Annotated in this window: 16 protein-coding genes; 12 read left to right on the plus strand and 4 right to left on the minus strand. The window is 60.3% G+C overall.

What is annotated here, in order from left to right:
* Positions 1 to 2 precede the first annotated feature (2 nt).
* Positions 3 to 2,081 carry a putative bifunctional diguanylate cyclase/phosphodiesterase gene (locus Thiofri_RS17275; protein ID WP_009147637.1) on the plus strand — a complete coding sequence of 693 codons (2,079 nt, stop codon included), beginning with the start codon at positions 3 to 5 and terminating at the stop codon, positions 2,079 to 2,081.
* A 236-nt stretch (positions 2,082 to 2,317) separates the two neighbouring features.
* Here the strand turns inward: Thiofri_RS17275 and Thiofri_RS17280 are convergent, their stop codons facing one another.
* Positions 2,318 to 3,679, minus strand: a complete 1,362-nt coding sequence (locus Thiofri_RS17280; protein WP_009147636.1) for an alpha/beta hydrolase — start codon at positions 3,677 to 3,679, stop codon at positions 2,318 to 2,320.
* A gap of 34 nt (positions 3,680 to 3,713) precedes the next feature.
* Complete coding sequence (locus tag Thiofri_RS17285) at positions 3,714 to 3,848, minus strand: PAS domain-containing protein (protein WP_143741807.1); 135 nt, start codon at positions 3,846 to 3,848, stop codon at positions 3,714 to 3,716.
* A 271-nt stretch (positions 3,849 to 4,119) separates the two neighbouring features.
* Between Thiofri_RS17285 and Thiofri_RS17290 the strand changes: the two genes are divergently transcribed.
* Together Thiofri_RS17290 and Thiofri_RS17295 are read left to right on the plus strand one after the other, a co-directional pair.
* Complete coding sequence (locus Thiofri_RS17290; protein WP_009147635.1) at positions 4,120 to 7,140, plus strand: methyl-accepting chemotaxis protein; 3,021 nt, start codon at positions 4,120 to 4,122, stop codon at positions 7,138 to 7,140.
* 268 nt (positions 7,141 to 7,408) lie between these two features.
* On the plus strand, positions 7,409 to 8,077 hold the full coding sequence (locus Thiofri_RS17295) for a lysozyme inhibitor LprI family protein (RefSeq protein WP_009147634.1): 669 nt from the start codon (positions 7,409 to 7,411) through the stop codon (positions 8,075 to 8,077).
* Positions 8,078 to 8,107: 30 nt separating this feature from the next.
* On the opposite strand, the gene Thiofri_RS17300 is transcribed toward Thiofri_RS17295, so the two are convergent.
* Positions 8,108 to 8,569, minus strand: a complete 462-nt coding sequence (locus Thiofri_RS17300) for a molybdenum cofactor biosynthesis protein MoaE (protein ID WP_009147633.1) — start codon at positions 8,567 to 8,569, stop codon at positions 8,108 to 8,110.
* Between the two features lie 394 nt (positions 8,570 to 8,963).
* Here Thiofri_RS17300 and Thiofri_RS17305 point away from each other — a divergent pair, with 394 nt between their 5' ends.
* The 4 genes from Thiofri_RS17305 (at position 8,964) to Thiofri_RS17320 (ending at position 15,592) form a co-directional block, all read left to right on the plus strand.
* Positions 8,964 to 10,886, plus strand: a complete 1,923-nt coding sequence (locus tag Thiofri_RS17305) for a PrkA family serine protein kinase (protein WP_009147632.1) — start codon at positions 8,964 to 8,966, stop codon at positions 10,884 to 10,886.
* 25 nt (positions 10,887 to 10,911) lie between these two features.
* Complete coding sequence (locus tag Thiofri_RS17310) at positions 10,912 to 12,180, plus strand: YeaH/YhbH family protein (protein WP_009147631.1); 1,269 nt, start codon at positions 10,912 to 10,914, stop codon at positions 12,178 to 12,180.
* 3 nt (positions 12,181 to 12,183) lie between these two features.
* Positions 12,184 to 13,761 (plus strand): SpoVR family protein, encoded by a 1,578-nt coding sequence (locus Thiofri_RS17315; RefSeq protein ID WP_009147630.1) that lies wholly within the window; start codon positions 12,184 to 12,186, stop codon positions 13,759 to 13,761.
* Positions 13,762 to 13,861: 100 nt separating this feature from the next.
* Positions 13,862 to 15,592 carry a putative bifunctional diguanylate cyclase/phosphodiesterase gene (locus Thiofri_RS17320; RefSeq protein WP_009147629.1) on the plus strand — a complete coding sequence of 577 codons (1,731 nt, stop codon included), beginning with the start codon at positions 13,862 to 13,864 and terminating at the stop codon, positions 15,590 to 15,592.
* A gap of 106 nt (positions 15,593 to 15,698) precedes the next feature.
* Here the strand turns inward: Thiofri_RS17320 and Thiofri_RS17325 are convergent, their stop codons facing one another.
* Positions 15,699 to 15,980 carry a cupin domain-containing protein gene (locus Thiofri_RS17325; RefSeq protein ID WP_009147628.1) on the minus strand — a complete coding sequence of 94 codons (282 nt, stop codon included), beginning with the start codon at positions 15,978 to 15,980 and terminating at the stop codon, positions 15,699 to 15,701.
* A gap of 231 nt (positions 15,981 to 16,211) precedes the next feature.
* Here Thiofri_RS17325 and Thiofri_RS17330 point away from each other — a divergent pair, with 231 nt between their 5' ends.
* The 5 genes from Thiofri_RS17330 to Thiofri_RS17350 all read left to right on the plus strand — a co-directional run bounded on the left by Thiofri_RS17330 (position 16,212) and on the right by Thiofri_RS17350 (position 22,547).
* A complete protein-coding gene (locus Thiofri_RS17330) occupies positions 16,212 to 16,721 on the plus strand; it encodes a CinA family protein (protein WP_009147627.1) in 510 nt (169 codons plus the stop codon).
* A gap of 158 nt (positions 16,722 to 16,879) precedes the next feature.
* The gene (gene recA, locus Thiofri_RS17335; RefSeq protein WP_009147626.1) at positions 16,880 to 17,962 is read left to right on the plus strand and encodes a recombinase RecA; all 1,083 of its coding nucleotides are present in this window, start codon (positions 16,880 to 16,882) and stop codon (positions 17,960 to 17,962) included.
* A 131-nt stretch (positions 17,963 to 18,093) separates the two neighbouring features.
* Positions 18,094 to 18,618 carry a regulatory protein RecX gene (locus Thiofri_RS17340; protein ID WP_051023781.1) on the plus strand — a complete coding sequence of 175 codons (525 nt, stop codon included), beginning with the start codon at positions 18,094 to 18,096 and terminating at the stop codon, positions 18,616 to 18,618.
* Between the two features lie 39 nt (positions 18,619 to 18,657).
* Positions 18,658 to 21,261, plus strand: coding sequence for an alanine--tRNA ligase (gene alaS / locus Thiofri_RS17345; RefSeq protein WP_009147624.1), 2,604 nt, complete (start codon positions 18,658 to 18,660; stop codon positions 21,259 to 21,261).
* A 47-nt stretch (positions 21,262 to 21,308) separates the two neighbouring features.
* Positions 21,309 to 22,547, plus strand: a complete 1,239-nt coding sequence (locus Thiofri_RS17350) for an aspartate kinase (protein WP_009147623.1) — start codon at positions 21,309 to 21,311, stop codon at positions 22,545 to 22,547.
* Positions 22,548 to 22,779 lie beyond the last annotated feature (232 nt).

Genomic DNA, 22,779 nt, shown 5'->3' on the forward strand with positions numbered 1-22,779 from the left:
GAATGGACGAGAACAAGCCCGCCAGCATTTTGGTCGTCGACGACATTGCGGAGAATCTCGGAATTCTCAAGACCATTCTCTCCGCCAAGCGCTACGAGGTCCGTCCGCTCTCCAGTGGTGAGCTGGCCGTGCGCGCGGCCCTGTCCGAAGTGCCCGATTTGATCTTGCTCGATATCATGATGCCGGGCATGAATGGCTATGAGGTCTGCGCCCGGCTCAAAGCCGACCCGCTCACCCGCGATGTGCCGGTGATCTTCATCAGTGCCCTGCACGACGCGGAGGACAAAGTACGCGCCTTCGCCGCCGGCGGGGTCGATTATGTGAGCAAGCCCTTTCAGGTCGATGAAGTGCTGGCGCGGGTCGCGACCCATCTGCACTTGCATGCCCTGCAACAGGCTCTGCGAACTCAAAACCAGCAATTGCAGGAGGCGGCCACCCTGTTTGAGGTGAGCGGTGAGGGCATCGTCCTGACCGACGCGGATGGCGTGATCCGGCGAGTCAATTCCGCCTTCACCAACATCACTGGTTTTACCGCCGATGAGGTGATCGGCCAAACGCCACGGCTGTTTAAGTCGGGACATCACGCGCCCGAGTTCTACCAAACACTCTGGCGCGAGCTGTTGAGCAATGGGTACTGGGAAGGCGAGATCTGGAACCGGCACAAGAATCGCTCCATCGTTCCACAGTGGGAGACGATCACCGCGATTCGCGACCATGACGGCAAGGTGACCGGCTATGTGTCGCAATGGAGCAATATCACCCGGCGTCAGCTTACGGAGAAGGAAATCCGTGATCGTGGCAACTATGACGCATTGACCGGGCTGGCCAATCGCTCCCTGCTTCTGGAGCGGCTCGAGATGGCGCTCAAGGATCATCGACGCAATGGGCGTCGACTGAGTCTCTTGTGCATCAGTCTGGACAGGTTCAAGCCCGTCAATGAAGCCATGGGCTACATCCGCGGCGACCTACTGTTGCAACAGGTCGCCGCGCGGCTTGCGGCTGAGATTCGTGACATCGACACCGCCGCGCGGATTGGTGGCGATGAGTTCGTGCTCATGATCGTGGATCAAGCCGACTATGAAGAGACCGAACGCCTGGCCTGTCGGCTCCTCGAAGCCCTGTCGCAACCCTTTACCCTGGAGGAGGCGCGTGCCGAGATTGGCGTGAGCATTGGCATCGGTCTGTTCCCCGATGATGGTGACGGCGTAGAGATCGTGCTGCGCAATGCCATGATCGCCATGTCGCGCGCCAAGGAACATGGCGGACGCCAGGTGCGTTTTTTCACGGAGGCCATGGGACGCGAGCTGCTCGAGCGCCATCGTCTGGAAGTGGATCTGAAACAGGCGCTGGAGCGTGGCGAGCTGGAGCTGTATTACCAGCCCATCGTGGACCTCGGCAGCGGCCAACCCCAAGGTGTCGAATGTCTGTTGCGCTGGCAGCATCCCGAGTTTGGCGCCATCAGCCCCGATACCTTCATTCCCATCGCCGAGTCTTCCGGACTCATTCAGGCCATCGGCACCTGGGTCATCGAAACGGCCTGTCGTCAGCTTGGCGACTGGCAGCGCCGGGGTTGGGTGCTCTATGCCTCGGTGAATGTCTCCACGCGCCAGATCCCAGACGGCGTTCATCCGGACTGGCTGAGTCAGCTCGTCAGCCGCCTGGGGCTGGAGCCAGAATCCTTGGTCTTGGAGATCACGGAAAGCCTGTTTGCGAGCGAGATCGAATCTGTCGCCGCCTGGCTGAAAGCGGTGCGTGCCTTGGGGTTCAAGGTGTATCTGGATGATTTCGGCACCGGGTATTCATCGCTGTCCTATCTTAAGAACTTTCCCGTGGACACGGTCAAAATCGACCGCGCGTTCGTGCGCGACATGGTCGAACAGGAACGTGACCGGACACTGATCCGGGCGATCATGGCGATGTGTCATGAACTGAGCTTGCAGGTAGTGGCCGAAGGTATCGAAAACGCCGTGCAACGACAGCTCCTAAGCGATCTCGACTGCGCCTATGGCCAAGGCTACCTGTTTTCGCGCCCCCTGCCGGCCACCGAGCTCGAAGCCTTTCTGAGCCGTCACGAGACGTGATCCGTGCAGTCGGCGGCCAGCTCGCAGTTAATGCCCCCGAAGACCAGGGTCTTGACCGGCAACAGCAGCGCCTGGATGCGCAAGAGCATTGCATGCACGATACCGACGGTGTCGATGGCATGGAGTCCGAATCGATCTTGTTGCTGTCCGCAGCCCGGTGGCGAGCCGAAGTCTGCCGAAGGGGATCAATAGCAGCAAGCAGCCGCCGCAGATCGGCCTCGCCTGCGCGCTTGTCATCATGGCCCATCCGCTGGAAACGTCCAAGTCACCCGGCCGGTCTTGACCAGCTCCCGCCCCGGCTGCCCCAACTTTTTGCCGTAACGGATCAATTCGATCAGATCGGAGCTCACCTGCGGATTGGTGGTGAAGTAGGAGTGGCCGAACAGATCCGTGCGCTTACCCTCGTAGGAAATCAGGTCGATGCGCCCGACGGCCTCGAAATAGCGCTGGGCACTGTCAGGAATGTCCTCGGTGCGGAGCTGACCGACGCGGTTGCGACTGCGAAAGAGGATGCGGGAAACCAGCAGGGCGCGGTCCTCCGGCGAGGCATAAATGGTCAAGCGGCCATTGATCGCGCGCGGCAGCCGCCCCTCGGGCCAGACCGTCATCAGCTCTGGATCGGAGAGGAAGCCGGTGATCTGCTGAGCGGCGATATCGACGTCAATGTCCGGCGACAGCAGCACCAGATTGTCGATTTTGTAAAGATCCACAGGCTCCTTGCCGGCGGCGATGGCCTCCGTCACCAGTTCGCTCACGGCGCGCAAGGTTAGGGCCGTGCCGCGGCTATGGGCAAGGATTTGCAGCCGCTCGAGCCCCGGGGTACTCGCGAGGGTGCGGATGGTCTTCTTGAGATGCGCGACTGCGTAATCGGCCGATTCTGTGGTGGTGGTGTAGGAGATCAGGAAGTTGCCGGTGGTGGAGGCCGGCCAGGTGAAGAAGGCGCAGACCTGCTCGCGGCCGAGGAAGTGGCACAGCTCCGCAGCAGTAAAGGCGGCGGTGGCGAAGGTCTCGTTGAAACCGTGCACGTAGAGCATGAGCTCTTTCTTCGGCACCGCAGCAAGCCTGCGCTCCACCTCGCCCTGGAGCGCAGCCTTGGCATTGAAGTGGCGCGCAAGCTCAGCACGGTCGCGCAGGACCTTGCCGTCGTCGCCCCTGATCACCGAGTAGGGCTCTTCCGGATAGACCCCCAACTCCCGCACCTGACCGAGTTCAAGATTGACCTCCTCGGTGCGCTCCGCAAGCTGGCTCTGCTCGCGCAGCGTGTTCCAGCCCAACGCCGGGACCATCTGTACCTGGGCGGAGCCGAAGGCGATGTGCCGGGCACGTCCTTGGCCGTAAGGAAGCGGCGTCTCGTCCTTGGCTTGCGCCTCGAGCTCTGCGGGCGTTGGCGGAGCGCGGTCGGTAACATAAAGGAGATCAATGTCCTGACTTTGCCCGAGACTCTGACGCGCCTCCACGGCCGGCTCGAACACCGCCTGGCCGCCTGGAAGCTGGTACAGGGTCGGGGTCGGCATCAGTTGGCGCGCGCTGCCGGCGCAGCCGGCGAGCAGGGCAGCGGTCAGCAGCGCGCTACCGAGCTTAAGGACAGGTTGTTGCATCAGCGTCAAAACCTTTGTTGACTGCGAACGGGGCCTATGGAGTCACCGTCGGCAAAGGCGTCGATGGCGGCCTTGATGCGGGGCGGTCGTCGGGATGAATGGCGTTGTGCCACAGAAAGGGATCGCGATGAATATCTGCGGTGGAAAAACCGAGGATATCAGAAGACATCTTGCGCTTTCTCTTTGGGATATGCGGCTAGAACCCCGGATAGGATAAACGCAATCACCGGGAGTTGACAGTGAGTAAAACGGCAGGTCAGCGAACGGGGGATGGCTGCTGACAGCGGAACCGATGCAACCGGCAGCGCTTTGCGGATTCATGATAGTCAATCGCAAAACCTTCGCATAAGCTACACTCTTTATGGGACTTATTGGATTCCTGGCCTCTTGTGTATCGGATTCTCCTGGCTTTCCCTCAGACAATCAGAGCTTGCAAGACAATGACTCACGCATCAGTTCGCCGTTTGCCCTTGCGTTACCGTTTGTTACTTTCCTTTCTGCTGGTGGGCATTCTGCCGGCGACGGTGGTCACTGTCATTACCACCTGGAACGCGGCGGGGGCGCTGGAGGATGGCGCGTTCAGTCGTCTGGAGTCGATCCGCGGGATCAAGCAGGCCCAGATTGAACGCTATTTTGAAGAGCGCAAGGGCGACATGGGCGTGCTGGTCGATCTGATCGGTACGCTGCGCAGCGAGGCCTTTCACCGCTTGACCGCTGTGCGCGAGATCAAGCGCGCCGCAGTGGAGCGCTACCTGACGGACGTGCTGAATCAGTCCCGCACCTTTGCCTCAGACGGCATGATCGTGGAGGCGATGCAAGGTTTCACCGGGGCTTTTGCGGAGCAGGGCGAGGCGGTGGCGGCTGTTCCCGGCGAGGTTGAGCGCCTGCGTGCCGCCTTGGCCGACTACTACCAGGGCCCCTTTGCTGAACGCTATGCGGAGCTGAACGGCAGCCCGCCGGACTGGCAGGCGCTGCTCGATCCGCTGCCGGGCGCTACCCTGGCCCTGCAAAACCTCTATATCGGCGACAACTCCCACCCGCTGGGCGAGAAACACCGCCTTGATGCCGCAAGCGACGGCTCGGCCTATAGCGCACTGCATCGGCGCTTTCATCCGTGGATTCGCAGTTATCTGGAGGCCTTTGGGTACTACGACATCTTTTTGGTCAATAGCGGCAGTGGCGAGATCGTGTATTCGGTGTTCAAGGAGCTGGACTACGCCACCTCGCTGATGGACGGCCCATACGCCGAGACCAACTTTGCCGATGCCTTCCGCCGCGCCGATGCGGCACCCCCTGGGGAGGTGGTGCTGGTCGATTTCGCGCGCTATACGCCATCCTACGAGGCCCCTGCCGGCTTTGTCGCCACGCCCATCTTCAACGGCGATCAGCGCCTTGGAGTGGCTATCTTTCAGTTCCCGATCGACCGGCTCAACGCCATCATGGGTGAACGCGCGGGCCTCGGCAAAACCGGGGAAACCTATCTGGTCGGGGAAGATGGGCTGATGCGCTCCGATGCCTTTATCGATGCCGACGGTCGCAGCGTCGATGCCTCCTTCCGTCATCCGGAGCAGGGACAGGTCGATACAGAAGCGACGCGCGAGGCTTTCGGCGGTCAGGCCGACACCCGCGTCATAAAGGGCTATGACGGCCACCCGGTGCTGTCCGCCTATGCCCCGCTGAATGTGGCCGGACTGCATTGGGCCATTCTCGCCGAGATTGACGTGGCCGAAGCCTTCAGCCCGCAATTGGCCGGCGAGGACTTTTACCGCAAATACATCGACCAGTACGGCTACTACGACCTGCTGTTGGTCAATCCCGATGGTTACGTCTTCTACACCGTGGCCAAAGAGCCGGATTACGAGACCAACCTGAGCGACGGGCCTTATGCCCGCAGCAACCTCGGCGAGTTGTTCGGCCAAGTCTTGCAAAGCGGGGAATACGGCTTTGCTGACTATGCCCCTTATGCGCCTAGCAACGACCAGCCCGCAGGCTTTATTGCACAGCCGATCGTATACGATGGCCAGACCGAGCTGGTGGTGGCCCTGCAACTGCCGCTGGAGCCGATCAACCGCATCATGGCCATTCGCGACGGCATGGGTGAGACCGGCGAGTCCTATCTGGTCGGCCCCGATCATCGCATGCGCTCGGACTCTTTCCTCGACCCCAAGGGCCGCAGCGTCGCCGCCTCTTTTGCCGGAACGGTCGATAAAAACGGCGTGCTGACCCAAGCGACCAAGGAAGCGCTGGCGGGCAAGAGCGGGACGCAAGTGATCGCCGATTACAACAACAATCCGGTCCTCTCAGCCTATGCCCCGCTCGAGGTGGAAGGGACACGCTGGGCGCTGGTGGCGGAGATCGACGAGACCGAGGCCATGGCCGCAGTCAATCGCCAGATCAAGGTGGTCGCCCTGGTGCTCGGCGCCGCCCTGCTGGCGATTCTGGCAGTGGCCCTGCGCATCACCCGCGGCATCACCCGCCCGCTCGGCGGCGAGCCGGAGGAGATGCTCGAGCTCAGTGAGGGCATCGCCAATGGCGATCTGTCCATGACCTTGGATGACCCGGATCGGCACACCGGCGTCTATGCCGCGATGGGGCGCATGGCGCACCGCTTGCGCGACATGGTTGAGCACATCCGCCAAACCAGTCAGGAGCTCTCCTCAGCGGCGGAACAGACCTCCGCCATCACCGAGCAAACCAGCCGCAGTGTCGACACCCAACAGAATCGCATCGATGAGCTGGCCACGGCCGTGAATGAAATGGCCGCCACGGTGGAGGAAGTCGCGCGCAACGCCGCCGGTGCGGCCGAGGCTGCGCGCGAGGCGGATAACGCCAACCACCAAGGCAGCGAGGTGGTGCAGCGCAGTATTTCCGCCATCGAAGAGCTGGCCGGTCATGTGCGCCAGGCCGCCACCGTGATGGCAGATGTCGAGTCGAGCAGCGCTGAGATCGGATCGGTGCTGGAGGTGATTCGCTCAATCGCCGATCAGACCAATCTGCTGGCGCTGAATGCCGCAATTGAAGCTGCTCGCGCCGGCGAGCAGGGCCGCGGCTTCGCCGTCGTGGCCGATGAGGTGCGCACCCTGGCCGCCCGCACCAGCGATTCCACCACCAACATCGAGCACATGATTCACCAACTGCAAGACTCGACCCGGCGGGTCGTCGCCACGATGCAGAGCGGCAACGAGGCTTCCACCAAAGCCGTGGCGCATGCCGGCGAAGCGGGCAACGCGCTGCACAACATCGGCACCGCCACCTCGCGCATCAGCGAGATGAACATGCAAACTGCCAGCGCCGCAGAAGAGCAATCTGCGGTTGCCGAGGAGATCAACCGCAACATCACCGGAATTAGCGACGAGACCCATCAAACCGCCAATGGCGCACGCCAGACGGCCGAGGCCAGTGGGCAACTCGCCGAGATGGCAGCGCGGCTGAGCGAGCTGGTGGCCTTTTTCAAGACCTGACTTAGGCCCCATATCCAAACAATCGGGCCTTGCTTGATTCTATCCAGCGCGTTAGCCTGGAATTTGGCGAGAGACTGCGCCACCAGGCCAGTTTACTTGTGCACGGCAGTTATTTTCCTGCAGAATTGCCGCAGAATTTCCTGCTGTTACCCTAACCCAGCAGATCCATTCTCCGGGGTGGCCGGGGCTATGACACTTAGGGTGGCGCGGGTCTGATTGTGTCGGCCAATCGACCTTTTTTGGACACATTCCTTGCGAGTGACACAGAATGAAGATATTTTCGCTTCAAACACTCGTCCTTGGTCTTGTCATCGCCGCTGCTCAGGTGTCTGCGGCTGGTTTCGATTGCGCCAAGGCCCAGAGCTGGGTCGAGAAGACCATCTGCGCCGATCCGGCACTCTCAAGGCTCGATGATGCTTTAACCCGCAGCTATCGGGCTGCCTTGCGCAAGACCAGCAAGGCCGCAGCACTTCGCGCTAGCCAGCGTGACTGGCTGAGCAACCAGCGCGACACTTGCTCCACCAGCGACTGTCTGATTAGCCTTTACCGCACGAGACTTGAGCAACTCGAGCAGGTTACCACTGACGACCAGGTGGACGCTGGCATCAGCGGTCAATACAGCCGGCGGGTGGACGGCCAGCCAGACCAGAACTCTGCCGATATCCGCATCCGCTCACTTGGCGACGGAACAGTTCAGGTCGATGGCAACGCAGTCCTGGCACTACAGACAGGCGCGGGCCTGAACGCCCGCACCGGCTCTTTCGAGGGAACCGCCACCTTGGATGGCAAGCTGATTGACTTCGCCGAAGGCGGTGCCTATGGCTGCCGCCTGATGATCAGGCTGGCGCAAAACGCCATCTCCGTGAGCGATGACAATGGCCAATGCGGTGGCTTGAACGTCACCTTCAATGGACACTACCGCAAGGTACCCGACTGATTGAAGCGCCTCATGGAAACAGATATCCGCTCAGCCTGATTTCCACCGCGCAGCTGACAGCGCGTCTTGCTCGCGAGTTTGGACCCAGCGGGGGCCTGCTGGCGTGAGTTCGCGTTTCCAGAACGGAGCTTGGGTTTTGAGGGCGTCGATGAGGAATTCGCAGGCACGGAAGGCGTCGCTGCGGTGGGTACTGGCGGTCACCACCAGCACAATGGCATCGGTAGGATGCAGTGCACCGACCCGGTGAATAATGCGCCCGCCCGCGAGCGACCAGCGGGCGCGGGCCTCCTCAAGCAGTTGATGTAGCACCTTTTCGGTCATGCCGGGGTAGTGTTCCAGAACCATTTCGTGCACCGCCTGCCCATGGTTCAAATCCCTTAAAATGCCGACAAAGCTGACCATTGCGCCGATGCCCGGCAGGGCCTCGCGCAAAGCGCGCTGCTCCTGCTCGGGATCGAATGTCTGAAGCTGTACCCGCACGTCGAACATCATGATGCATCCTCGGCTCAGAGAATTGACGGGGTTGCCGCTACCCCTGAGAGATTGGCCCTGAGAGATTGGCCCTGAGAGATTGGGAGTAATTTGCGCCGCTGAACCCACGCCAGCCACCTGCGGTCAAAAATAATCGCTTCGCGGGCTCGTGAGAAGGGGTGGCCACCCTCATTGTGGAAAACTGGGATAGACCTATCGCAAACTGATGGTTTTCGGTTATGGGTCTGGTGACGGCCACGGGGTCTCGGCGGCCATTGATTGGATCAGGGACGCCGCCGGGAAGCCTACAGGGAAGTATTCACGGCGTCCCCCGTGGCCGTCACCCGGCCCAGAACGAGCCGAAATCTCAAAGGGTTTCGGTGTAACTGCTGATCGATCCACGGAGGTTCCATCGATGTCGATTTTCGAGCGTTACCGAGCCAGGTATGAGTCCTCGCGCGAAGAGGAGATGACGCTGAATGAGTATCTGGATCTGTGCAAGCGCGATCCGCTGACCTATGCCGGCGCGCCCGAGCGGCTGCTGAACGCCATCGGTGAGCCCGAATTGGTCGACACCCATGATGATCCGCGCCTGAGCCGGATTTTTCAGAACAAAGTGATTCGCCGCTACCCGGCATTCCGCGATTTCTTCGGCATGGAAGAGTCCATCGAGCAGCTGGTGTCTTATCTTAAGCACGCGGCTCAGGGGCTTGAGGAGCGCAAGCAGATTCTCTATCTGCTCGGCCCCGTTGGCGGCGGCAAGTCGTCGCTCGCCGAGAAACTCAAAGAACTGATGGAGCAGGTGCCTTTTTATGCCATCAAAGGCTCGCCGGTATTTGAGTCCCCCCTCAGCCTGTTCTCACCACAGGAAGACGGCCCAATTCTCGAGGAAGACTACGGCATCCCGATCCGCTATCTACGCACCATCATGTCGCCCTGGGCGGTAAAGCGCTTGCAGGAATACAACGGCGACATTACCCAGTTCAAGGTCGTTAAGCTCTATCCGTCCATTCTCGAACAGGTGGCAATCGCCAAGACCGAGCCCGGCGATGAAAACAATCAGGATATTTCCTCCCTGGTCGGCAAGGTGGATATTCGCAAGCTCGAACATTTCGCCCAGCACGATGCCGATGCCTATGCCTACTCGGGCGCCCTGTGCCGAGCCAATCAGGGATTGATGGAATTCGTCGAGATGTTCAAAGCGCCGATCAAAGTACTGCACCCGCTGCTGACGGCGACACAAGAAGGCAATTACAACCCGACCGAGGGTCTCTCCGCCCTACCCTTCCAGGGGATTATTCTCGCCCACAGCAATGAGTCGGAATGGCAAAGCTTCCGCAACAACAAAAACAACGAGGCGTTCCTTGATCGCGTTTATATCGTGAAAGTGCCCTATTGCCTGCGGGTGACCGAGGAAAAGCAGATTTACCAGAAGCTGCTATACAACAGCTCGCTCAATCATGCTCCTTGCGCGCCGGGAACGCTTGAGATGATGTCACAGTTCTCGGTGTTGACGCGCATGAAAGAGCCCGAGAACTCGAGCATTTTCTCCAAAATGCGGGTTTACGACGGCGAGAATCTAAAAGACACCGACCCCAAGGCCAAATCGGTGCAAGAATACCGCGACTATGCCGGCGTCGATGAAGGCATGTCGGGCATTTCCACCCGCTTTGCCTTTAAAATTCTCTCGCAAGTTTTTAACTTCGACCATAGCGAAGTCGCAGCCAATCCGGTGCATTTGCTCTACGTGTTAGAGCGCCAGGTCATTCGCGAGCATTTGCCCCCCGAGGTGCAGGATCGTTATCTCGGCTTTTTGAAGCAATATCTGGCGCCACGCTATGCAGAGTTCATCGGCAAGGAACTTCAAACCGCCTATCTTGAATCCTATGCCGAGTATGGTCAGAACATCTTCGACCGCTATGTCACCTATGCCGATTTCTGGATTCAGGATCAGGAATATCGTGATCCTGACACCGGCGAGATGATGAATCGCGGCGCGCTCAATGAGGAACTCGAAAAAATCGAAAAACCGGCAGGTATCTCCAATCCCAAAGATTTCCGCAACGAGATTGTGAACTTCGTGCTGCGCGCGCGCGCCAATAACAAGGGCTCCAACCCGCGCTGGACCAGCTACGAAAAGCTGCGAGTGGTGATTGAGAAGAAAATGTTCTCCAACACCGAGGAGTTGCTGCCAGTGATTTCCTTTAATACCAAGGCATCAGCCGACGAGAAGAAGAAGCACGAGCAATTCGTCGACCGCATGGTGGAAAAAGGCTACACACCCAAGCAGGTACGGCTCCTGTCCGAATGGTATCTGCGCGTACGCAAGGCCCAATAACCCGACTGACCCCTGTCATTAGCGCATGTCGCATTTTATCGACCGCCGCAACTCCTCGAAAAACAAAAGCGCTGTCAATCGCCAGCGCTTTCTCAAGCGATATAAAGCACAGCTCAAGCGTGCCGTCTCTGATGCGGTGAACCGGCGCAGCATCACCGACATGGACGCCGGCGAGAAGGTGGGCATACCATCCAAAGACCTGTCCGAGCCGGTGTTTCATCACGGCCCCGGCGGACAGCGTGAGCAGATTCATCCGGGAAACAAGGAATTTGCCGCTGGCGACCGGGTACCGCGCCCAGAAGGCGGCGAGGGTGGTCGGGGACAAGGACGCGCCAGCCGCGACGGGAGCGGTGAGGATGATTTTGTCTTTGAACTCTCGCGTGAGGAGTTCATGGACCTGTTGTTTGATGACCTGGAATTACCCAATCTGGTGCGCAATCAACTGCTGGGCACCACCGAATTCAAAACCATCCGCGCCGGCTATACCACCAGCGGAGCGCCCAGCAACATCGACGTGGTGCGCTCGCTCAAAGGCGCCATCGCCCGGCGCACGGCCCTTGGCGCCCCCCATCGCGGGCGCATCCGCGAGCTGGAGCAAGAACTCGAAGCTCTACTTGCCGCTGGCGCGCCCGAGACTGCCCCCGAAGTATCAGCCCTGCGCGAGGAGATCGCGCGGCTGAAAACCCGCATCAAAGCCCTACCCTTTATCGACACCTTTGACCTGCGCTATCAGTCCTTCACCCGCGAGCCGAAGCCGAGCAGCAAGGCGGTGATGCTGTGCATCATGGATGTATCGGGCTCAATGGACCAGATGCGCAAGAATCTCGCCAAGCGGTTTTTCATCCTGCTGTATCTTTTCTTGCAACGCAATTACGACAAAATCGAGGTCGTCTTTATTCGCCACCATACGGTTGCGCAGGAGGTGGACGAGCAGGAATTCTTCTATTCGCGCGAAACCGGCGGCACAGTGGTCAGCAGCGCGCTCAGCCTGGCGCATGAGGTCATTAAAGAGCGCTATGATTCCAGCCAGTGGAACATCTATGCTGCCCAGGCATCAGACGGCGATAACTGGGACTCCGACTCGAGCATCTGTCGCGACTTGATGATCGACCAAATCATGCCACTGATGCGCTATTTTGCCTATGTTGAAATCACACCACGTCAACATCAAAGTCTGTGGTACGCCTACGAAGATGTAAAAGCGGCCCACCCGCATTTCGCGATGGAAGAAATCGGCGGTGCCGAACATATTTTTCCGGTTTTCCGCGAGTTGTTCAAAAAGCAGGAGGCATGAGCCATGGACGTGGAAGAACCAGTGATTGCCCCCACAAATACCAAGGCTAAGAACAAGAAGCCTCAGAACGGCAAAGCCGAAGCCTCCGCAACCGAGGATCGCTTCATCTCGACCTCATCGGAATGGAGTTTCCCCCTACTCGAACGCTTCGACCGCGAGATTGGCAAGATCGCGCGCGATGAGTTTGGTTTGGATACCTACGCCAATCAAATCGAGGTGATTTCTTCCGAGCAGATGATCGATGCCTATTCGTCGGTCGGGCTGCCGATTAATTACAACCATTGGTCCTTCGGCAAGCAGTTTGTCGCCACCGAGCAGACTTACCGGCGCGGTCAGATGGGGCTGGCCTATGAGATCGTGATCAACTCCGATCCCTGCATCGCCTATCTGATGGAAGAAAACACCCTGCCGATGCAGGCACTGGTTATTGCCCATGCCTGCTATGGCCACAATAGCTTTTTTAAGGGCAATTATCTGTTTCGCACCTGGACCAATGCCGATGCCATTATCGATTATCTGGTCTTTGCCCGGTCTTATATCGCAGAATGCGAAGAACGCCATGGTCAGGAAGAAGTCGAGTTGTTACTCGACTCCTGCCACGCACTGATGAACTATGGGGTCGATCGCTACAAGCGCCCGTCGCCGCTATCCATGGCGGAAGAGAAAAAACGCCAGCACGAACGCGAGACCTACCTTCAGGCGCAAGTTAATGATTTATGGCGCACCCTGCCGGTGGCACCAGATGCCGAAACCGAGAAAGAAGAACAGCGCTTCCCCTCCGAGCCACAAGAGAATCTGCTCTACTTCATCGAAAAAAACGCGCCCCTGCTTGAGCCCTGGCAGCGCGAGATGGTGCGCATTGTGCGCAAAATTGGGCAATATTTTTATCCCCAGCGCCAAACCCAGGTCATGAACGAGGGCTGGGCAACCTTTTGGCACTACACCCTGCTCAATCGGCTGTATGAAAAGGGCCTGGTCAATGACGGCTTCATCATCGAAATTCTCCAGTCGCATACCAATGTCATCTACCAGCCCCCATTTGACTCGCGTTACTATTCCGGCATCAACCCCTATGCGCTGGGCTTTGCGATGATGCGTGACATCCGCCGCATCTGCGAGGAACCAACCGATGAAGACCGCGACTGGTTTCCTGATTTTGCCGGTCAGGACTGGATCAAGGTGCTGGACTTTGCCATGCGCAACTTCAAAGATGAGAGCTTTATCGCCCAGTACCTCTCACCGCATTTGATGCGGGAACTCCACCTGTTCGCGGTGCGCGACGATGACCGCGAGGAAGAACTCGAAATCACCGCTATCCACGAGGAAGCCGGCTACCGGGCACTGCGCAAGTCACTCGCCGATCAGTACAACCTTGGCAGTCGCGAGCCCAATATTCAGGTCTACAAGGTGGACACTCGCGGCGACCGTTCGCTGACGCTGCGCCACTATCGCTACAATCGCCGCCCGCTTGATGAAAGCGCGGAGGAGGTATTGCGCCATATCCGCCGCCTGTGGGGGTTTGACGTGCGCCTTGAGGCGGTCGAAGAAGACGGTTACACCCACCTAGTAGCCGAGGTCTGAGCGGCCGCCAGGGCGCGCGGGCCACATCAGCTTCCATCACAGGACAAAAGGCTTTGTTATACTTGTTCAAACATCAACCCCCGATCAGATCGATCTGGTAATGGCATCCAATCCCCTGCTGTCCTACACCATACTGGTGGTTGACGACGAACCGACCAACACCAAGGTGCTCGACAAAATCCTGTCGAAAGCCGGCTATACCTCGGTCGTCACCACCAATGATTCGCGCGAGACCCTGGCGCTGGTAGAACGCCATCGCCCCGGGGTGGTGTTGCTCGATCTCAACATGCCGCACATTGATGGATTCGGCGTGCTGCGTCAGCTAAAGAGTCAACTCGAGGACAGCTGCCCGCCAGTGGTCTTCCTGACCGCGCAAGGCGATCAGTCCTCGCGTTTGCAGGCGCTACAGGGCGGTGCGCGCGACTTTCTGACCAAGCCGTTCGACCGCGCCGAACTACTCGTGCGCATCGAAAACATGCTGGCATTGCGCCAGGGCGAAGAAGAGCGACTGCGCTTTTATTCCCAGTACGACAACCTGACCGGCCTGCCCAACCGCGACTACAGCATCCGCCTGCTCGACGATAATCTGGCCAATCGCCAGGATGAGCCCGTTGCCGTGCTGCTGCTGGCGCTGCAACGCTTTGATCGCATCAATCAGAGCCTCGGCCATGAGGCCGGCGACCGTCTTCTGTGTGCCTTCAAGGATCGCATCCTAAAGATGTTCCCACAGCGCCAGACCATTATCGGTCGCATCGAGGGGGCGCGCTTTCTGATTGTGATGCTGGGGCTGGAAGCCGCGCATTTTAGCAACCTGGCCGACCGTCTACAGCATCTGCTCGACGATCTTCACCTGCCGATGCAGATCGACGACGTGGAATTCCGCCCCACGGCTCACATCGGCGCGTCGCTGTTTCCAAAAGATGGCCGTAACGCCCGCGAGCTGCTCGCCAGCGCCGACACGGCTCTCACCCGCGCCCGCAGCCAGACCGATCTGGCCTATGCCTTCGCCGATGCCGCCACGGACGCGCAAGTGCGCGAACAAATCCAGCTCGAAACCGAACTCCACCGCGCGCTTGAGCGCGAAGAATTTTTCCTGGTATTTCAGCCCCAGGTGGCGCTGACCGATGGCCGCATTGTGGGGCTTGAAGCACTGTTGCGCTGGAATCACCCGACCCGCGGCGTGGTCCCGCCCGGTCAGTTTATCCCGCTGCTCGAGGAAACCGGTCTTATCATTCCGGCCGGGGAATGGATTATTGATCAGGCCTGTGCCCAGGCGCGCGTCTGGCTCGATACCTTGCCGGGGCAATCCGCGCTGCGCATTGCCATCAATCTTTCGCCGCGTCAGTTCCAGAGCAACAATCTGCTCGAGCAGGTCAAGAATGCCATCAAGCGTTATCACATTCCGCCGCATCAGCTCGAGCTGGAGGTAACCGAGAGCCTGCTGATTGAGGACTTCCCGGGCACTCATCAGCTACTGAGCCAGCTCGACACCATGGGCGTGCGCATTGCCCTGGACGACTTTGGCACCGGCTACAGTGCGCTGACCTACCTACAGGCATTCCCCTTCCATGCGATGAAGGTTGATCGCTCCTTTGTCAGCACCGTTGGAGGATCGCGCAAGTCTGAGGCGCTGCTGCGGGCCATCGTGCAAATCGGCAAGAGTCTGGAGCTTGAGGTCGTCGCCGAGGGCATCGAAACCAAGCCGCAGTTCGACTTCCTGCGCAACCATGGCTGCGATCTTGCGCAGGGCTTCGGGCTTGCCAAACCGCAGCCACCAGCTGAAATCGAAGCCCTGCTGAAAAACGGGTATATTAAGACCCTGCTCTCTTAGTGAGCCCTGCGGCAACGTCCGTCGCGAGAGTTTGCCATTCGCCGTTCGCGCCCGCAGTGATCATCACCTCCTTGGCACCCTTGCAGCTTGCATGGCGCCGATTCGCTCAGCCGAAATCGTAGTATTTCTCTACCGCCTCGGTAATCTCCCAGGTACAGCTCATGCCAGCGGGAAAGGTAATGAAATCCCCGCGACTGAAGGCTTGCGGCTCCCCGCCTGCGGGCGTCACCTTAAAGCGACCACGGATGATGTAGCAGGTCTCGGGTTGATCATAGTGCCAGTCGAAGGTAGACGGCTCCTTGCGCCAGATTGGCCATTGCTCCACACCCAGCACCTCCAGTTTGGCCGGAGAGGGTTTATGCTCGCAAAGAATTTCCTGCTCGGACATGATTCAATTCCTCCTGTCATTCACAACATCTGATCAACACACGACAGTATCGCACCTGACCTGGTCGGCATACCCAGCGGACATGGACTTTCGGCTTATTTTGGGCCGGGCAGCGGTCACGGGGGACGCCGTGAACCCTTCCATGGGGGCTTCCCGGCGGCATCCCTGCCGCCGAGACCCCCGTGACCGCTGCCCGACCCAAAACAGAAACGCATTTGCTACAGCTATAAAATGCTAGTCACCGACGCACAACTCCAGCAACTCGCCACCAGAGTTGCCGCTGCCCTGAGCGCGCGCGCCTGGCGGCTGGTCACGGCTGAATCTCTAACGGGTGGGCAAATCGCCAAAGTCTGCACCGATATTCCCGGCAGCAGTGCCTGGTTCGACCGCGCCTTTGTCACCTACAGCCCCCAGGCCAAGCAGGAGATGCTTGGCCTGTCGTCCGAACTCCTTGAACGCGCTGGCATCGTCAGCGAGGCGGTCGCCGCCGCCATGGCCAGTGCCGCGCTGGCCCGCAGCCAGGCCGAGGTCAGCATTGCCGTCACCGGCGTAGCAGGGCCGGGGGGCGGCAGCGCGCAGACGCCCGTGGGCACCCTCTGCTGCGCCTGGATGGACCGCGACCGCTTAGCAGAAAAACAGCCGCCGCAAGTCGAGACCTGCCATTTCAACGGCGACCGCGACCAGGTCCGCCGCCAGAGCGTTCAGTACAGCCTGGCGCGCCTGCTCGATATCTTGGCATAGCGCATCGCGCAACGCGAGCCAGGACACCAACTGCCCCAGCGCGCGGTGACGTGCCCGAAAGCCTGTGTGATAATCTTGCGCTCATTGCCCTGCGACCTGCTCTCCACCGAGCCGGCCGCGCAGCAGGCACATTTGGGCGCGCACCGAGCGGAGAAACAATGGACGACAATCGCAAGAAAGCCCTGGCCGCCGCGCTGGGACAGATCGAAAAGCAATTTGGCAAAGGCTCGGTCATGCGCATGGGCGATGCCGGGGCCATTCGCAACATCGAGGTCGTCTCCACCGGCTCCCTGAGCCTGGACGTGGCCCTTGGCATCGGCGGTCTGCCGCGCGGGCGCGTCATCGAAATTTACGGCCCGGAGTCATCGGGCAAGACCACTCTAACCCTGCACGCAGTGGCCGAGATGCAGAAAACCGGTGGTACTGCGGCCTTCGTTGATGCCGAGCATGCGCTTGATCCACAATATGCCGAAAAGCTCGGCGTGAATATGGACGAGCTGCTGGTCTCCCAGCCCGACACCGGCGAGCAGGCGCTGGAGATCACCGACATGCTGGTGCGCTCCGGCGCGGTCGATCTGGTGGTGATCGACTCGGTTGCGGCGCTCACGCCCAAGGCGGAAATCGAGGGTGAGATGGGCGACTCCCACGTCGGCCTGCAAGCGCGGCTCATGTCCCAGGCGCTGCGCAAGCTGACGGCCAACATCAAGCGCTCCAACGCCATTGTCATCTTCATCAACCAAATTCGCATGAAGATCGGCGTCATGTTCGGCAGTCCGGAAACCACCACTGGCGGCAACGCGCTCAAGTTCTACTCCTCAGTGAGACTCGATATCCGCCGCATCGGCTCGCTGAAAAAGGGCGAGGAAGTCATCGGCAACGAGACCAAAGTCAAGGTGGTCAAAAACAAGGTCGCCCCGCCCTTCAAACAGGTGACTTTCGACATCCTTTATGGCGAGGGCATCTCGCGCGAAGGCGAGATCATCGATCTTGGCGTGGCTGGCAACATCATCGACAAGTCGGGCGCTTGGTACAGCTACTCCGGCAACCGCATCGGCCAGGGCAAGGACAATGTGCGCAACTATTTAAAGGAAAATCCGGACATGGCAGCAGACATCGAGGCCAAAATCCGCGCTCAACTGCTGCCCAGCGCCGAAGCCCTAGAGGCTGAGGACTCCTCCGATGCCGGCGCGGAGCTCCCTCCGGCCAAGGCCGAGAAGAGCGCCAAACAGGCCGAGACCTGATCCGGACCCGCTGTGGATCGATTGCGCCCCAATGTTCAAGACAGCGTTCAAGGCTCCAGCGCTCATGGTCCCGCCCACCCCGGAGAATGGCTCCCAGTGATTCACGCGAATACCGAGACCAAGAGCAGGCTGTGAGTCCCCTGTCACCATCAGGCACGCCCGCGCAGCCAAGCGAGCCCGCCGTGGAGATCCGCAACCGCGCGCTGCGCCTGCTCAGCCGCCGCGAGCACAGCCGGCTGGAACTCGAGCGCAAGCTCAGAGGGCACGACGGCCCATCGCAGGCCATTGATGCGGTGCTCGATGCGCTCGAACAGGAAGGCCTGTTGCACGAGGATCGCTTCGTCGAGGCCTATGTGGCGGAGCGCTTCGACAAAGGCTTCGGCCCGCTGCGCATCCGCTCTGAACTCCAAACCCGGGGCATTGGCGAGACGCTGATTGACCGCCATGTGCGCATTGATGACGAAACTTGCTTTGAACTCCTCTGCCGTGCCGACAGCCACTGGATGAAGGTCAATGAAAGGCCTTTTTCCGATGAGCCCGAAGCCGACGCCTGCCGGCGCGAAACTGCCAAGCGCGCGCGCTTTCTTGAATCGCGCGGCTTTCCCACGCATCTGATCGCCCGGCTGCTTCGCCAGGACGACGCCTTTTCTTTCTGACGCCCAATCGACTATTCAGTCCCATAAGACACCTTAAAGATGAACAGCAGCGCCGAGCTTCGCCAAGCCTTTCTCGACTACTTCGCCCAGCAGGACCACACCCTGGTGCCCAGCAGCCCGCTGGTGCCGGGCAACGATCCCACCCTGCTGTTCACCAACGCCGGCATGGTGCAGTTTAAGGACACCTTTCTCGGTCGCGAAAAGCGCCCCTACAGCCGCGCCGCCAGCTCGCAATTGTGCGTGCGCGCAGGCGGCAAGCACAACGATCTGGAAAACGTCGGCTACACCGCCCGGCACCATACCTTCTTTGAGATGCTGGGCAATTTCAGCTTCGGCGACTACTTCAAGCGTGAGGCCATCAACTACGCCTGGAATTTTCTGACTCAGGTCTTGCACCTGCCACCCGAACGGCTGTGGGTGACGGTCTACACCGAGGATGACGAGGCCGCCGACATCTGGCTCAAGGAGCTGAAGGTCGACCCAACCCGATTCTCGCGCTGCGGTGAGAAGGACAATTTCTGGTCCATGGGAGATACCGGCCCCTGCGGCCCCTGCTCGGAAATTTTCTACGACCACGGCCCTGAGATCCCCGGCGGCCCGCCCGGCTCCGAGAATGCCGAAGCCGACCGCTATGTGGAAATCTGGAATCTGGTGTTCATGCAGTTCAATCGCGACGCCAGCGGCCAGCTGAGCCCACTGCCTCGTCCATCGGTAGATACTGGCATGGGCCTGGAGCGCCTGGCCGCCGTGGTGCAGGGCGTGCATAGCAACTATGAGATCGATCTCTTCCGCAATCTAATCCGCGCCGCGGCCGAGGCTACCGGCTGCAAAGACCAGAACAGCAAATCCCTGCGCGTGATTGCCGATCACATCCGCTCTGCTGCCTTCCTGATCGCCGATGGTGTCACCCCTGGCAACGAGGGACGTGGCTATGTGCAGCGGCGCATCATTCGTCGCGCCATCCGCCATGGCTATCAACTCGGCCAGCAACAGCCCTTCTTTTATCAATTGGTCGCGCCCCTGGTCGCCGAGATGGGCAGCGCCTACCCGCAACTGGCCGGCAAGCAGGACTACATCGAGCGCGTGCTGCGCACCGAGGAAGAACGCTTTGCCGACACGCTCGAGCTGGGCCTGCGGCTGTTCGATGACCTGGTCGCCCAGGCCCGAGGTGGTCAAATTCCTGGCGAAGCGGTATTCAAGCTCTATGACACCTACGGATTCCCGGCCGACCTGACCGCCGACCTGGCCCGCGAACGCGGGTTGACGCTCGATCTGGCCGGCTTTGATGCTGAAATGACGCGGCAGAAAGAGCGCGCACGCGCGGCCAGCCAATTCGGCGGCGCCGCGATGGACCGGATTGAACTCGAGGGCAAGACCGACTTCACCGGCTACGAGGGCACCGACGACCAGGGCACCCTGGTGGCGCTCTACCGCGACGGCGAGGAGCGCGACAGCCTGAGCGAAGGCGAAAGCGGCCTGGCGATTCTGGATTTGACACCTTTCTATGCCGAGTCCGGCGGCCAAGTGGGCGACACCGGCGTGATCGAGACAGAAAACGCCCGCTTTGAGGTACTCGACACCCAGAAGCACGGCGATGGCGTCATTGGTCATCACGGCCGGGTGGTCAGCGGCGAGCTGCAAGTGGGCGACCAGGTCAGCGCCCGGGTCGATGGCGAGCACCGCAGCGCCACCGCCCTGCATCACTCCGCCACCCATCTGCTGCATGCGGCCCTGCGCACGGTGCTCGGCGATCACGTCCAGCAACGCGGCTCCCAGGTCGGCTCAGAGCGGCTGCGCTTCGACTTCTCCCACTTCGAGCCGGTCACGCGCGAGCAGCTGCGCGCCATTGAGCATCTGGTCAATCGCGAGATCCGCAACAACCACATGGTCGAGACCCGCATCATGGAGATCGAAGACGCCAAGCGCTCCGGCGCCGTGGCCCTGTTCGGCGAGAAATACGGCGATCAGGTGCGGGTGCTGCGCATGGGGGATTTCTCGGTTGAACTCTGTGGTGGCACCCATGTGCGCGCAGTCGGCGACATCGGGCTCTTTAAAATCCTTTCCGAGACCGGCATTTCCTCCGGCGTGCGCCGCATCGAGGCGGTCGCCGGCGAGCAAGCCCTGCGCTGGGTTGAGGACGAAGAAAGCCGTCTGCAACGCATCGCCGAGCTGGTCAAAGGCTCGCCCGCTGATGTGGATGAAAAAGTCAGCCAGCTCGCCGAGCGCGCGCGCCGACTGGAGAAAGAGCTCGAACAACTCAAGGGCAAGCTCGCCAGCGCCGCCGGCTCCGAGCTGGCGGATCAGGCCATCGACATCAACGGGGTCAAGGTGCTGGCCGCCAAGCTTGATGGAGTCGACCCCAAATCCTTGCGCGATACGCTCGATCAGCTCAAGAACAAACTCGGCTCTGGCGTGCTGGTGCTGGCGACTGAAAACGCCGGCAAGGCCAGTCTGATCGTCGGCGTCACCAAAGACCTGACCGACCGCTTCAAAGCCGGCGACCTCATTAAAGTGGTTGCCGCCGCTGTTGACGGTAAAGGCGGCGGCCGCCCCGACATGGCCCAGGCCGGCGGCAACAACCCCGCCGCCATCCCGGCATCCCTAGCGCTGGTTGAGCCCTGGGTGCGCGAACGCGTCCACTAGCCAATTGCCAATAGCCCACTAGCCACTAACGACTAACCACTTCTTCAATGTCACTGATCGTTCAAAAATACGGCGGCACCTCGGTTGGCAGTATCGAGCGCATCCAGCATGTCGCCTCCCGCGTCAAACAAGCCACAGACCAAGGGCACAGTCTGGTCGTGGTGGTCTCCGCCATGTCTGGCGAGACCGACCGCCTGCTCGGACTGGCTAAAGCCATACAGGCCGTCCCCGCCCCGCGCGAGCTTGACGTACTGCTATCCACCGGTGAGCAGGTCACCATCGCCCTGCTCAGCATGGCGCTTGAGGCCATCGGCTGTCCGGCGCGCTCCTACACCGGCGCCCAGGTGCACATGCTCACCGACAGCGCGCATAACAAAGCCCGCATTCGCGACATCGACGCCGCCCGGGTGCGCGCCGATCTCGATGCCGGGCGTGTGGTAGTGGTCGCCGGCTTTCAAGGCGTTGACGAACAGGGCGATATCACCACCCTCGGGCGCGGCGGCTCGGATACCTCGGCGGTGGCCATGGCCGCCGCGCTCAAGGCCGACGAGTGCCAAATTTATACCGATGTCGATGGGGTCTACACCACTGACCCACGCATCGAACCCCATGCGCGCAAGCTCGAACGCATCACCTTCGAGGAAATGCTTGAAATGGCCAGCCTCGGCTCCAAGGTGTTGCAAATTCGCGCGGTCGAGTTTGCCGGAAAATACCGCGTGCCCCTGCGTGTGCTCTCAAGCTTTACCGAAGGCGCAGGCACCCTGATCACTTTCGAGGACGACACTGTGGAAGACGCCCAGATCGCCGGCATTGCCTTCGCCCGCGACGAAGCCAAACTCACCATTCTTGGCGTGCCAGATCAGCCCGGCATCGCCCATCGCATTCTCGGCCCCGTCTCAAACGCCAACATCGAAGTCGACATGATCGTGCAGAACGTCGCCGCCGATCAGCGCACGACCGACTTCACCTTCACCGTGCACCGCAACGACTACGACAAGGCCATGGCCATTCTGCACGACACCTGCGCCGGCCTGAACGCCCGCGAGGTACTTGGCGACCCGGCCATTGTCAAAATCTCGCTGGTGGGCGTGGGCATGCGCTCCCATGCCGGCATCGCCAGTCGCATGTTCGAGGCGCTGGCGGTCGAGGGTATCAACATCCGCATGATCTCAACCTCCGAGATCAAAATCTCCGTGGTGGTCGATGAGAAATACCTCGAACTCGGCGTGCGTTCGCTGCATAAGGCCTTTGGGCTTGATCAGGCCGGCGAAGGCAAAACGACTTGAAGCAGGGCCGCCCCCTGATGACGCATGCCCTCGCGCAACCCGTTCTCGCGCTATCTGAACCGGGTTATTTTTGACCAGACCAGACTGAAACATTGCGATTCCAGGCTATTGTTCAACTGTAACAATTGTTACACTCGCACTGGCAGATCATTGATCGCCATCCGCAAGGCACGCGATCCCCACTTCAAGCCCGGCGCCACTGAGCACGACCCAGAGGCGCCCGACTCGAAAA

The organism is Thiorhodovibrio frisius (assembly GCF_033954835.1).
GTDB lineage: Bacteria > Pseudomonadota > Gammaproteobacteria > Chromatiales > Chromatiaceae > Thiorhodovibrio > Thiorhodovibrio frisius.